Source organism: Flavobacterium lacustre (assembly GCF_027474525.2).
GTDB lineage: Bacteria > Bacteroidota > Bacteroidia > Flavobacteriales > Flavobacteriaceae > Flavobacterium > Flavobacterium lacustre.
In genome coordinates this window covers 1,074,880-1,087,489 of the sequence record NZ_CP114882.2, presented here as the reverse complement: position 1 = coordinate 1,087,489, position 12,610 = coordinate 1,074,880, and the positions used below count along the sequence as shown (strand labels likewise).

The 12,610-nt window shown below is 34.4% G+C and carries 13 protein-coding genes; 1 reads left to right on the top strand and 12 read right to left on the bottom strand.

Translation table 11 applies throughout. The features are described 5' to 3' along the window. Window positions 1-87: 87 nt before the first annotated feature. The 12 genes from atpG to O6P34_RS04810 form a co-directional block, all read right to left on the bottom strand. On the bottom strand, window positions 88-948 hold the full coding sequence (gene atpG / locus O6P34_RS04865) for an ATP synthase F1 subunit gamma (protein ID WP_269686203.1): 861 nt from the start codon (window positions 946-948) through the stop codon (window positions 88-90). A 71-nt stretch (window positions 949-1,019) separates the two neighbouring features. Further along, complete coding sequence (gene atpA / locus O6P34_RS04860) at window positions 1,020-2,597, bottom strand: F0F1 ATP synthase subunit alpha (protein ID WP_269686202.1); 1,578 nt, start codon at window positions 2,595-2,597, stop codon at window positions 1,020-1,022. 38 nt (window positions 2,598-2,635) lie between these two features. Next, complete coding sequence (gene atpH / locus O6P34_RS04855) at window positions 2,636-3,169, bottom strand: ATP synthase F1 subunit delta (protein WP_269686201.1); 534 nt, start codon at window positions 3,167-3,169, stop codon at window positions 2,636-2,638. A gap of 3 nt (window positions 3,170-3,172) precedes the next feature. Further along, window positions 3,173-3,673: a F0F1 ATP synthase subunit B gene (locus O6P34_RS04850; RefSeq protein ID WP_269686200.1), complete on the bottom strand. Its 501-nt coding sequence runs from the start codon at window positions 3,671-3,673 to the stop codon at window positions 3,173-3,175. A gap of 127 nt (window positions 3,674-3,800) precedes the next feature. Continuing rightward, the gene (atpE, locus tag O6P34_RS04845) at window positions 3,801-3,992 is read right to left on the bottom strand and encodes an ATP synthase F0 subunit C (RefSeq protein WP_077374818.1); all 192 of its coding nucleotides are present in this window, start codon (window positions 3,990-3,992) and stop codon (window positions 3,801-3,803) included. 106 nt (window positions 3,993-4,098) lie between these two features. Beyond that, window positions 4,099-5,235 carry a F0F1 ATP synthase subunit A gene (gene atpB, locus O6P34_RS04840; RefSeq protein ID WP_269686199.1) on the bottom strand — a complete coding sequence of 379 codons (1,137 nt, stop codon included), beginning with the start codon at window positions 5,233-5,235 and terminating at the stop codon, window positions 4,099-4,101. Window positions 5,236-5,356: 121 nt separating this feature from the next. Further along, window positions 5,357-5,749 (bottom strand): hypothetical protein, encoded by a 393-nt coding sequence (locus O6P34_RS04835; RefSeq protein ID WP_269686198.1) that lies wholly within the window; start codon window positions 5,747-5,749, stop codon window positions 5,357-5,359. Window positions 5,750-5,811: 62 nt separating this feature from the next. Next, a complete protein-coding gene (locus O6P34_RS04830) occupies window positions 5,812-6,042 on the bottom strand; it encodes an AtpZ/AtpI family protein (RefSeq protein ID WP_269686197.1) in 231 nt (76 codons plus the stop codon). Next, window positions 6,008-6,421, bottom strand: coding sequence for a bactofilin family protein (locus tag O6P34_RS04825; RefSeq protein WP_269686196.1), 414 nt, complete (start codon window positions 6,419-6,421; stop codon window positions 6,008-6,010). The genes O6P34_RS04830 and O6P34_RS04825 overlap by 35 nt, the downstream gene beginning before the upstream one ends. A gap of 2 nt (window positions 6,422-6,423) precedes the next feature. Then, a complete protein-coding gene (gene porW / locus O6P34_RS04820; RefSeq protein ID WP_269686195.1) occupies window positions 6,424-9,048 on the bottom strand; it encodes a type IX secretion system periplasmic lipoprotein PorW/SprE in 2,625 nt (874 codons plus the stop codon). 87 nt (window positions 9,049-9,135) lie between these two features. Continuing rightward, window positions 9,136-9,831, bottom strand: a complete 696-nt coding sequence (locus tag O6P34_RS04815) for an ABC transporter ATP-binding protein (protein WP_269686194.1) — start codon at window positions 9,829-9,831, stop codon at window positions 9,136-9,138. A gap of 59 nt (window positions 9,832-9,890) precedes the next feature. After that, window positions 9,891-11,360: a DUF5687 family protein gene (locus O6P34_RS04810; RefSeq protein WP_269686193.1), complete on the bottom strand. Its 1,470-nt coding sequence runs from the start codon at window positions 11,358-11,360 to the stop codon at window positions 9,891-9,893. 130 nt (window positions 11,361-11,490) lie between these two features. Between O6P34_RS04810 and O6P34_RS04805 the strand changes: the two genes are divergently transcribed. Next, the gene (locus tag O6P34_RS04805; RefSeq protein ID WP_269686192.1) at window positions 11,491-12,543 is read left to right on the top strand and encodes a ferredoxin--NADP reductase; all 1,053 of its coding nucleotides are present in this window, start codon (window positions 11,491-11,493) and stop codon (window positions 12,541-12,543) included. The last annotated feature ends 67 nt before the right edge of the window (window positions 12,544-12,610 follow it).

Genomic DNA, 12,610 nt, shown 5'->3' with positions numbered 1-12,610 from the left:
TGTTTAAAATTACTGCCTTTTCGAAATTATATAAACAAAAAAGAGCCAACAAATGTTGGCTCTTTTTTATAATCTTAGAATTTTTATCTATCCGTTCAAAGCTTCTGCTCCACCAACAATCTCAAGGATTTCATTAGTAATAGCAGCTTGACGTGCTTTATTATACGTTAATTTCAATTGATCTCTCATTTCAGTTGCATTGTCCGTTGCTTTATGCATTGCTGTCATACGAGCACCGTGTTCTGAAGCAAATGAGTCTCTAATTCCTTTGTATAATTGTGTTTTCAATGATTTTGGAATCAAAGTCAATACAATTTCTTCTTTAGAAGGTTCAAAAATATAATCTCCTGTTGAAGCTGGTTTGTCAGATTTAATAGGTGCTAATGGCAAAAATTGTTCTGTTTGTACAATTTGAGTTGCAGCATTTTTAAATTGATTGTAAACCAATTCTATTTTATCGTATTCGCCGGTAATAAATTTTTGAGTCAATGTTTCTGCAATTACAGCCACATTATCAAAAGTTAAATGATCAAAAATAGCACTTTGATTATCAACTACAGTAAGACTTTTGCTGAGAATATCGTTTCCTTTTTTACCAATGGCAAAAATATCTACTTGTTTTCCAACATAATATTCAGAACGGGTTTTAGCTTCCTTAATTACATTGGTATTAAATGCACCACATAAACCTCTGTTTGAAGTTATGGCTACAATTAAAACTTTTTTTACTTCACGTTGTGTCGTAAAATCTCCACCTACATCACCATCAAGTGTTGCAGAAAGGTTTTGTAATAATTCCGTTAATTTTTCGGCATAAGGTCGCATCGCTGTGATCGCATCTTGTGCTTTCTTTAGCTTAGCTGCAGAAACCATTTTCATTGCCGATGTGATTTGCATCGTTGATGAAATGGAAGTAATTCTATTACGGATTTCCTTTAAATTTGCCATTTTATTTATAGTGAAGAGTGAGTCGTGAAAAGTGAATAGTCAAAACTACTCCCTTTTCACTTTTCACTAAATTAGTTATATTTTGCTGAAACTTCTTTTGCTACAGTCTCGATTACATCTGTAATTTCGTCTGTTAATTTTCCTGCTTTCAAAGCATCAAGAGTTGCTCTGTGTTTGTTGTTCAAGAATTCTAAGAAATCTTTCTCAAATTCTTTTACTTTATTCACAGGAACATTTCTCAACAAGTTTTTTGAACCAGCATAGATAATTGCAACTTGGTCTTCAACTGTATAAGGGTCGTTCAAACCTTGTTTCAAGATTTCAACGTTTCTTTTTCCTTTTTCAATTACGTTTAATGTAACAGCATCAAGATCAGAACCAAATTTAGCAAACGCTTCCAATTCACGGAATTGAGCTTGATCTAGTTTCAAAGTACCTGCTACTTTTTTCATTGATTTAATTTGTGCATTACCACCCACACGAGATACAGAAATACCTACGTTAATTGCAGGACGTACTCCAGAGTTGAACAAATCCCCATCTAAGAAAATTTGACCATCTGTAATCGAGATTACGTTTGTTGGTATATATGCAGAAACGTCACCAGCTTGAGTTTCGATAATTGGTAAAGCTGTTAATGAACCACCACCTTTTACGATTCCTTTGATAGAATCTGGTAAATCATTCATGTTTTTAGCAATTCCATCATCAGCAATTACTTTACAAGCACGCTCTAATAAACGACTGTGTAAGTAAAAAACGTCTCCAGGATAAGCCTCACGTCCCGGTGGTCTTCTTAATAAAAGAGAAACCTCACGATACGCAACCGCTTGTTTAGATAAATCATCATAAACAATCAAAGCAGGACGACCTGAATCTCTGAAATATTCTCCAATTGCAGCACCTGCAAAAGGAGCGTATACTTGCATTGGAGATGGATCAGAAGCATTAGCAGCAACAATAATGGTATAAGCCATTGCTCCTTTTTCTTCTAACATTTTTGCAATTCCAGCTACAGTCGAAGCTTTTTGCCCGATTGCAACATAAATACAATATACTGGTTTACCAGCATCGTAAAATTCTTTTTGATTTAAGATAGTGTCAATACAAACGGTTGATTTACCTGTTTGACGGTCACCAATAACCAACTCACGTTGTCCACGACCAACTGGGATCATAGCATCTACTGCTTTTACTCCTGTTTGTAATGGCTCAGTAACTGGTTGACGGAAGATAACTCCAGGAGCTTTTCTTTCTAAAGGCATTTCGAATAATTCACCACCGATTGGTCCTTTTCCATCAATTGGAAAACCAAGGGTGTTTACTACACGTCCTACCATTTCTTCTCCTACTTTAAGAGAAGCAATACGTTGTGTTCTTTTAGCAGTTGAACCTTCTTTGATACCTACTGATGATCCTAAAAGTACCACACCAACATTATCTTCTTCAAGATTCAATACAATAGCCTCAAGACCATTATCGAATTCTACTAATTCCCCGTATTGAACATTAGAAAGCCCGTAAACACGAGCAATACCATCTCCAACATTAAGTACTGTTCCTACTTCTTCTAGTGTAGCACCAGATTCAAAACCTTCTACTTGCTTTCTTAATATTGCTGAAATTTCAGCAGGTTTGATTTCCGCCATCTTAATTTATAATTTAGACACTTATATGTGTAATAAAACTAATTACTTAACTCTCTTTTTAATGCTTGTAATCTGTTGGCTACTGAAGCATTGTATTGCTTATCGCCTATTCTTAAAATAAACCCTCCAATAATTGAAGCGTCTACTGTATTTTCTATTGTAATTTTTTTATCTGAAAGCGTAGCAATTTTAGCTAAAACTTTAGCTTCTAATGCTGCATCCATTTGAATTGCAGTAGTAACTTTTGCTACTTCAACACCATTCATAATGTCAGATAATTTACTGTATTCTAATGCAATTGCTTCTAGGATTTCGAATCTTTTGTTTTCAAACAACAAATGAAACAACCCTTGAGTTACAGCATTTATTCCTGCAAAAACTTCTAAAAGTGCTTTTTCTTTTACCTCAACTTTGGTAGTTGGATTTTGAATAAAAGTACTTAATTCTAAATTCCCATTGATTGTTGAAGCAATCAATTTCATGTCGTTATTCACAACCTCAGCAACCCCTTTCGAGTTTGATAAGTCTAAAATTGCTTTTGCATAACGAATTGCTGCTCTTGTACTTGCCATAATTTAGTTCAGTTTTACGTCATCTAACATTTTCTCAACTAATTTAGTTTGAGCTTCTTTGTTAGATAATTCGTCTCTCAATACTTTTTCTGCAATACTCAATGACAACGTTGAAACTTGTAATTTCAATTCGGCCATAGCGGCATTTTTTTCGCTTTCGATTGCTGCTTTTGCTTGCTCGATCATTTTTTGACCTTGAACTTGCGCTTCATTCTTAGCATCAGCAACCATTTTCTCTTTCATTTCACGAGCATCTTTAAGCATGTTGTCACGCTCTAATCTTGCTTCTTGTAAAATACGTTGGTTGTCAGCTTGTAAATTTTGCATTTCTTTTCTAGCATTTTCAGCAGATTCTAATGCATTTTTAATCCCTTCTTCTCTGTCATTAACGGCATCAAGAATGGGTTTCCAAGCGAATTTTTTTAATAAGAACATTAATCCAACAAATATTAATACTTGCCAAATAAACAAACCAAACGAAAAATCATTTATTAACTTATCCATTATATATAATTATAAATTTTAAATTATGAATCTTTTTTAATTGCTATAAAACAGCAATTTGTAATGTTTTAATTTTAAAAACAATAGTCACAACCAACCGTTGTAACTATCGTTTTTGAGTTTTTAATTAAGCAGCGAATAACGCAGCGAAACCAATACCTTCAATAAGTGCAGCTGCAATAAGCATAGCTGTTTGGATTTTTCCAGAAGCTTCTGGTTGACGAGCGATAGCGTCCATTGCTGAACCACCAATTCTACCAATACCTAAACCTGCTCCGATTACAATTAATCCTGCTCCTACAATAGTTGGAATTTGCATAATATATATATTAAAAATTAAACATTCTTATTAATAGTCTAAAGTTGTAAAGTCTAATGTCATAAAGTCAAGCTGACTTTTAAACTTTCGACGTTTGACTTTCGACTTAATGGTGAGCTTCGTCGTGATGATGCTCTTCATTACCGGCTCCAAAATAAAGGGCAGATAACATCGTGAAAATATACGCTTGTAAAAACGCTACTAATATTTCAAGGATAGAAAGCGCAAACGCCAATCCAAATGACAATGTACTTCCAATCCAGCTTTTAAAGATAAACATCAAACCAATGATGCTCATCAAAACTACGTGTCCTGCCAAGATGTTAGCATACAAACGTATCATCAATGAAAAAGGTTTAATGACAGTTCCCAATAATTCAATTGGAGCTAAGATAAATTTCATTGGAGTTGGCACACCCGGCATCCAGAAAATGTGTCCCCAATAATTTTTATTTGCAGAAAAAGTAGTGATTAAATATGTCAATAACGCTAGTGATGCTGTAATGGCAATATTTCCGGTTACATTAAATCCTAGTGGAGTTAATCCTAATATATTCAAAAAGAAAATAAAGAAAAATATAGTAAGCAAGTAGCTCATGTATTTTTTATAATTCTTTTCACCAATATTTGGTATAGCAATTTCGTCTCTTACATACAATACCAAAGGCTCAAAGAAACGTCCTGCTCCAGAAGCAATTCCGTTATTTTTAGCATATGATTTTGCCAAACCTGTAAACAAGATAAACATTAATATAGCGATACCTATAATACCAACGACACTTTTTGTAATAGATAAATCTAATGGAGTAACATTTGTAGGATGACCATGCTCTTCAGTCAAAGCACCGTCTGCCTCTGTTTTGTATATTTTTTCGTGGTGTAAAACGTAGAAATTACCATTGCTTTCTGCAACTTCTTCTCCGTGGTGGAATTTTGCAGAAGAAAATACTTGCAAACCATTATCCCAAAGAATAATAGGAAGAGAGAAACCATAATGCTCACCTGTTTCTTCATTTACAGATAATGTAAAATCATGAGCATCCAAAAGGTGATGATTAATAAACGCTTTGATTTTAGATTTCACATCTGTTGGTTCAGCGTGGGCCTCTTCTGCAGCTGCTTCGTGAGCAACTTCTGTTTTCACTTTTGTCGTATCCTCAACTGGATTTGCAAAACTAATTAATGGAAGACACGCTACTAAAGTCGCTATTATAAATCTAAGTGGTTTGTTTGAAATCACCATATCTGTTAAATATCTTAATTTATTACGTTTCTGAAATTTGGTGCAAAGGTACATTTTTTATTAATATTCAAAAGAATATAAAAAATTATTTTTCATGTATTTTGCCATTTTATTGCCTAATTTATTGCTTTTCATTTAATATGCGTATTGTAAGGATAGTCTCTATTGTCAAAAAGAGAATAAACATCACAAAAAAATTATTTTTCTCTATTGCAATACTTGAGTTTGATACCTGTAAAAGCGGTCTTAAAATAACATAACACACAACCATCTTGATGCTTGTTCCCAGCAGGAATGACATTCCAACATTATCAAAACTTTTCTCTTTGACTTTTAATAAAACAATAAAAACCAGTATTGATAAGCCCAGAAACATCAGGTAAAGTGTTTCAATGGAATAATAAAATATTTGTGTGTTTATTTTTAAAAAATAGAAAGCTAATTTATGAAGGACATAGGCTAATGCAGCCAATACTAATAAACCCAATAGTGGTTTGTACGTTTTTAAATTCATGGTCTGTTGTTAACCCAAATCAAATACTAACGTGTAGTTCTTTTAGGTTTTCGGGTTAGGAATTATTGTGATTTATTGATTTCGTTTACTTGTCTGATTACATTGTACAAGGCCAATGCAACTCCAACCATAATCAGGATTTTATTATAATAGACTTTTGGACTTGCATAATTATCGTCCAGCCAATTTCCAAAATAGGAAAATAGAAAAATGATTGCCCCCATTTGGATCGGAATATTAATCAGGGCGAGCCATTTATTAAACTGTTTTTTGTTGGGCTTGTTGTCCTCCATCGCTTGGCATTAGATTTTTTACGTTGGTCTTCATAATGCAAGAAGCACTAAAATCTGCTCCGGGTTCTACAGATAATCTGCCCACAGTAACTTCCCCGTAAATACTTGCTTTCGATTTTACATTCAGGATTTCGGTAACTTGAATCTTACCGTTAAACTTTCCTTCAATATCTGCATTTTTGCAAATGATATCTCCCACAACACTTCCGGCAGGACCAATAACAATTTTCCCGTTCGATTGAAAATTCCCTATTAATTCTCCGTCCAATCTAAAATCCGCTTGCGAATTAATGTCTCCTTTTATGAGAGTTCCTTCAACAATTCTATTCGTTTTACCTAAAAGATCGGTATATGATTTTGGCTTTTTTTTATCAAACATAATTATTGATTTTTTGATGCTAAATAAGCGTCCAGATTTTTCTTGATTTGAATAACTTTGTAATTTTCACTAGAAACTACAATGGCCGGCTCCGTAATTTTGAAATTTTTATTCTCTTTCAATACCTGCACAATATCCTTGGCATAAACCTCTGATTTTATCCCGTGAATTACCAACAAATTTTGTTGATCCGTATAAATATCATAGGAATAGGATAACTTATACAAGTTTTCTTCGGCAATGAATTTCTTTATTTTTTCTTCTAATGTCTTCGTGTTTTTATCGTCTCTGGCACCCACTTTATAAATGATTTTCCAATTCTTTGTGTCTGTGGTGGTGAAATTCATTTGTTCTAAAAACGGAATTTGCGTGTTCAAAATTCCTTGTGCATTTTTACCCTCTTCACTATTCGGATAATTATTGACCACTTCCTGTAAAGCATTTTTATAGGCATTCAATCCTTGTAATTTTCCTATTGTATTGGCTTTCAGCAATTCGAATTTTGATACTATCTCGTCCCCGGAAAACTGATTAATCAACTCATCCGATTTTTCTAAAACAGTCTTGAACTGCTCTTCTTCGTACAATTTATACCATTTATTATAAACGGTTTCCGGAGCTTCATTTATAGAAATTCCGTTTTGTGCAGCGTTATTTATAATTTGTGCATAACGCGAATTTGGAAATTGAGTCGAAATATTTTTTCTCATTTCCTCCGCTTTATTGGCATCGGTAATCTGATATATTTTATACAAATTATACATTGACGGAAGAACCAGTTTTTCATCCGGATTTCGTTTTAACAACAATTCCAGTTTAGTACTCGCCAATTGGTATTCCTTGAATTTTTCTTTATAAATAATACCAAGCTGATAGTAAACAAAATTGCGTTCTTTGGCAATACTGTCTATTTCGGTTTGCACTGTAGGAAGTTGCTTTAAATAATACGCTGTAGTGTATTTTTCGATGATTTGATCCGCACCTAATTTCTCTTCAGCGGTTGCGATATCCCTTTTTATAGTGTCCGAAACAATACCGGCACCTGAATTTTCAGGTAATCTCCAGTTTCCTTTCAATGCCTTATCACCCCAATTTTTTTTGAATTCTAATTTTCCAAAAGCTACTGTTGTAGGATTATAAAAATAGAAAACACTTGCAGTCTCTTTTACAGGATTGCTGTTCATTGAAGGCGGAGCCATTGGCGGAATACCCGGCCCCATTGGCGCTTGATTGTCATCCAGCTCCATCGAATTAGGATTGGTGTTTCTTTCTATATTGGCAAGCGCTTCTTTTTGTTTTTCTTGAAAAATTCTTTTGGTTTCGTCTGCTTTTTTTAGAGTATCGATGTAGTTCTCAAAATAAATAATTCGCTCTTGTTCAGACAAAGCAACCAAATTCAAAATACTGTCATTGCGTTTCGCGATTGCTTCATATTGAATGACTTCATCTAAATTTTTTCGTGTTTTTTGAATGTGAATGTACTCTCTTGTTTTCACATCTAATTTCACCAAAGTACTGTCATAATACTTTGAAGCCAATAGATAATCCGTGTTTTTAAAATACCTGTTTCCTATATTTCTATAATTAGAGGCAACCAAATACGGATCTTTTGATGCTTTTTTCAACGACGCATTATAAAATTGAAAAGCTAATTTTTGGTCTTCATTTTTATCATAAAAAACACCCATTTCATGAAAAAGAACATCCAAAAAAGGTCGGTTTTCGCGGTCTTTGATTAACTTATTATACGTTTCTACAAAAGCTGCCTTATCTCCGGTTTCATAATCAAACAACTGTGCTTTTTTGGCGTAAGCCTGAATAACATATTTTCTTTCTGCTTTTCGGTTCATATCAATAACCGACTGGTAGCAATATCCTGCGCTGTCTTTTTTGCCTAATTCTTGATAGAGCTGTCCTAAAACAAATCGATATCTGGCTTTTTCCGCATTTACTTTGGTGAACTGCTCAGCGATTTTCAATTTTGCAACAGCGCTGTCTTTTTCTTCCAAATTTAAAAACGATTCGGCCAAAAGCGCATTCGCATCAGCAAAAACAGCATGCTTAAGGGTATTGTCTTTCAATAATTTATTGATGTTTTTGATCACCAAAGCATCATTTCCCAAACGCATATTGGTTTTTTCACGCCAAATTTTAGCCGTATAAATGTTACTGCTATTGGGATATTTGTATAAAATATAATTGAATGCATCTAATGCCGGAACAAATCTTTGGTCATAATAACGGGCTTTCCCCAAGAGTAAATACGCCTCATCTATCTGGGTATTTTTTTCGCTTCCGCCAATGTTCATCGAGTGCTTCTGAATGGCTTTTGTAGCTTTGGTTTCGGCCAATTCAAAATCGGTGTTTTTAGGTTTTCCTTCGGCGGTAAAATCATCATTGATTTGCATTCTTTCGATAGGCAAACGCTTCCAGAAATTATCAACCGTAGTCGCTTTTACAGTTGCAACTCCTTTATCTAAACCAATTTGTCCGTTGTAAAGGATGTTGTATTTTGTACTTAAAGCATGTGAATTTCTGGCCAAAAAAGTATCTTTTCTGGTAGAACAAGCTATCAGAAAAAATAAAAATAATAGCGTAAATGTATATTTAAAAGTATTGGTTTTCAATGGGAAACGTTTTTATCCTTTAACTGCTAATCAAAGGTTTTAGTATAATCACTGGTAAAAATACGTTTCTTTTTGAAATATTGAAATTTAAACCGCAAAAAACGCTTCCAGCTCTTGCAGCGTCTCTTCTGATGTTTGAATGTCTTTGACCACTTCTCCTTTATTTAAAGCTACAATTCGGTTACAAACCTCAACTGTATGTTGCAAATCATGACTGGAAACCAAGACTGTAACCGCTGGATTTTCAGCTAATTCTTTAATGATTTTTTTGAGTCGGTTTACCGTTGTTGGATCTAAATTAGCAAAAGGTTCGTCCAGAATAACCACTTCGGGATTACCGATTAATGTAGCAATAATGCCCACTTTCTTCTGATTTCCTTTAGATAAATCGCGCAAATATTTTTTGTTTTTAAGGATTTCTCCATTAAAAAACTCTTCATGTTTTGCTAATAAAGCATCTATATCGGCTTTGTTTTGTCCTCGTAAATCACCAATGAAATAAAAATATTCTTCGGGTGTTAAATAGCCTATCAAAAAGCTTTCGTCCAGGAACGAAGCCGTAAATGGTTTCCAATCTTCGCTGCTATTTACCTGAACTTCGTTATTGATGATATTACCTGTTGAAGGCTGGATTAAATCCAATAATAAACTGAAAAAAGTAGTTTTCCCTGCCCCGTTATTCCCTACTAATCCAAAACTTTGTCCTTTCGGAATTTCAAGTGTTGCTATGTTTAAAACGGTTGTTCCGTTGTATTTTTTTGAAAGTTGATTTACTTGTATCATGATAAGTTGATTTGTTGATTTAGATAATCGTTTATGGAGTTGACGTCTGAAAATTTCGTTTAGCCTTTTTGCTTGTAAGCATCAATGGTCGCGTATTTTTCGGTTTTATAAATTTTTTCAATTAAGCTGAAAACCGGATTTCTCAAAGCAAAACCAATAACACCCGCAAGAGTTACTAAAGCCAGGCCTACATTGGCATTAGCCAAATAAGAACCCAACCAATACAGCAAAACCGGCAGTCCTAATTGTGGTAGCGAAATCAACATGGTTTTAACATTGAATGCTTTTTTATCACCAAAAGCACCTTTGCCGGAACTCAAATCTATTGGCGTTTTAGTGTACGCGCCACCCAGTAAAACCAAATGCGAATTGATACCAATATTATAAATCGCACCCACCACAATGGTAAGATACACCTGCCAGCCAAAATACAAATAGAAAGAAGCAATGATGGTAGAAATGAAAGTCCCAATAACCATCAGCCACCACTTCGAGTTCAGATAGCCTTTGTACGGGATATTCTGGGTCATCATCAACGGATAATACGCACTATCCCAACTCGGCACAAACTGCCCGAACGTAATCAAAAACCCACCAGAAACAAAAATTCCCGCAAAAATATGCATCACAGGATTGTTATACGCTTCAATCCCGTTAGAGAAAAAAAGCAATCCGTAAAAAAGAAACATAACACTCATACCGATTGTGGTCTTCGAACGTTTGTTGCGTTTAATCAATTTGATATCGTTTTTCAAAAAAGTACCCAGCGTCCCAAATTGGTTCAACCACGTTAAGTTTTCTGTTTTCGCAATTTCATCTTTGGTCGAAAGTCCCGCATCCAAGTATAAATTGCTTTTAAAATAATGGAACGTCACATAATACAATCCGGCTAAAGCCAAAACCGGAACTAAAAACAACCATTTGGTATGAAATAATCCGTCAAAAAACGGAGCACTGTAAGTAGTGATATCAAAGAATTTATAATAATGCAATCCTCCGAGAACCGCAACAATACCAAGAAAAATTCCCAATAAATTGTCTTTATTATTCAACAGTATATTCAAAAAATTATTGATATAAACCAATGAAAAAACAGCAATGTGCCAAAGGATTACACTCCAAACATCATATCCTTCATAAAGCAAAACGATGCTAAACGGCAAAAAGAAAAAAGCATGAATGAAATTAAAAAAAGACAAAACCGTTTTCCCCAACGAAAAATGAACAATAGTCGGTTTTTTAATCGGGAAAATCAATAACGGACGAATATTCATCACCGGAATTTTCTGCAACAGCAGACGAAAAATTAAATCAAACAGGAAATAATAAATCAAGAATTTATTAACCGTAACTACCGGATCCAGATTCAATTTCTTCAAAATATAAAAGGCCATAACGCCCAAGGCCAAGAAAACTAATGTGAAATAAATAGCTATAAAAGCCATAAAAATCTTAAGTGCCAAGTTCGATGCAAAGGAAGCCGACCGAAAAAAAGCTTTCCATTCGAGATAAATAAAACGTTTAAACATGGTTTTTTTGGGGTTAGGTTTTAGCAATAAGTAGCTGAATATTAAGAAATGTTACGGCAAAAATGAAATATTTTACAATAAAATGGAACCTTTTATTTGCCATTTCCTACTTTTGTAAAAAATTAATCACATGCCATCTTTTTTAAAATTAATCATAAAAGAAGTAAAACGCGAAACCAAAGATGCGGTTTCCATACTTTTTAACGTTCCTGAAGAATTAAAACCAAACTATACTTTTGTTGCCGGTCAATACATTAATCTGAGACTGACTTTAGACAACCAAGAAATCCGTCGGGCTTATTCTATTTGTTCTGCTCCGGAAAGCGGAGAATTACGAATTGCTGTAAAAGCAGTAAATAATGGCTTGTTCTCCCAGTTTGCCAATACGAAACTAAAAGCAGGCGATGTGCTTGAAGTAGGAAAACCAGAAGGAAAATTTACTTTTGAACCTCAGGCTGACCGCCAAAAAAACTATGTGGCATTTGTAGCCGGTAGCGGAATCACTCCCGTGCTTTCTATCTTGAAATCCGTTTTAAAAAGCGAACCTAAAAGCTCTTTCGTATTAGTTTACGGAAATAAATCTCCCGAAGAAACCATCTTTTACCAAGAGTTACACGACTTGCAATTGCAATACGTAGGCCGACTTTTTGTACATTATGTGTTCAGTCAAGCCAAAGCCGAAAATGCATTATTTGGACGAATCGATAAATCAGCCGTGAATTTTGTGTTGAATAACAAACACGCTGCACTCGAATTTGATAAATTCTATTTGTGTGGTCCCGAAGAAATGATCAATACCGTTTCTGGTATTCTGAAAGAAAAAAACGTAAAAGATTCTGCTATAAAATTCGAATTGTTTACCACCTCTTCCAAAGAAAATAAAATAGAAAAATCATTAGAAGGTCATTCTAAAATCACCGTTTTGGTAGATGATGAAGAAACTACTTTCGAAATGTCACAAAAGCAAACCATCCTGGAAGCCGCTCTAAAACAAGGCATCGACGCACCTTATTCCTGTCAAGGCGGAATATGCAGCAGTTGTTTAGCCCGCGTTACAGCCGGAACAGCCGAAATGACAAAAAATTCTATTCTTTCTGATAAAGAAATCGCCGACGGTTTAATACTTACCTGTCAAGCGCACCCAACCTCAGAAACTATCGCAGTAGATTACGATGACGTTTAAAAAAACAAATTCTTTATAAATGAAACTTCTCTGAAAAGGGAAGTTTTTTTGTTTTAACACCGTTCGA

Bases quoted from the DNA above. Each gene is read 5' to 3' on its own strand.
- O6P34_RS04835 (WP_269686198.1), bottom strand. From the start codon at position 5,749: ATGAATTTAAAAACGTACAAACCACTATTGGGTTTATTAGTATTGGCT.
- O6P34_RS04805 (WP_269686192.1), top strand. From the start codon at position 11,491: ATGCCATCTTTTTTAAAATTAATCATAAAAGAAGTAAAACGCGAAACC.
- O6P34_RS04825 (WP_269686196.1), bottom strand. From the start codon at position 6,421: ATGTTTGATAAAAAAAAGCCAAAATCATATACCGATCTTTTAGGTAAA.
- O6P34_RS04810 (WP_269686193.1), bottom strand. From the start codon at position 11,360: ATGTTTAAACGTTTTATTTATCTCGAATGGAAAGCTTTTTTTCGGTCG.
- atpA (WP_269686202.1), bottom strand. From the start codon at position 2,597: ATGGCGGAAATCAAACCTGCTGAAATTTCAGCAATATTAAGAAAGCAA.
- O6P34_RS04830 (WP_269686197.1), bottom strand. From the start codon at position 6,042: ATGGAGGACAACAAGCCCAACAAAAAACAGTTTAATAAATGGCTCGCC.
- atpB (WP_269686199.1), bottom strand. From the start codon at position 5,235: ATGGTGATTTCAAACAAACCACTTAGATTTATAATAGCGACTTTAGTA.
- O6P34_RS04815 (WP_269686194.1), bottom strand. From the start codon at position 9,831: ATGATACAAGTAAATCAACTTTCAAAAAAATACAACGGAACAACCGTT.
- atpE (WP_077374818.1), bottom strand. From the start codon at position 3,992: ATGCAAATTCCAACTATTGTAGGAGCAGGATTAATTGTAATCGGAGCA.
- atpG (WP_269686203.1), bottom strand. From the start codon at position 948: ATGGCAAATTTAAAGGAAATCCGTAATAGAATTACTTCCATTTCATCA.
- atpH (WP_269686201.1), bottom strand. From the start codon at position 3,169: ATGGCAAGTACAAGAGCAGCAATTCGTTATGCAAAAGCAATTTTAGAC.
- O6P34_RS04850 (WP_269686200.1), bottom strand. From the start codon at position 3,673: ATGGATAAGTTAATAAATGATTTTTCGTTTGGTTTGTTTATTTGGCAA.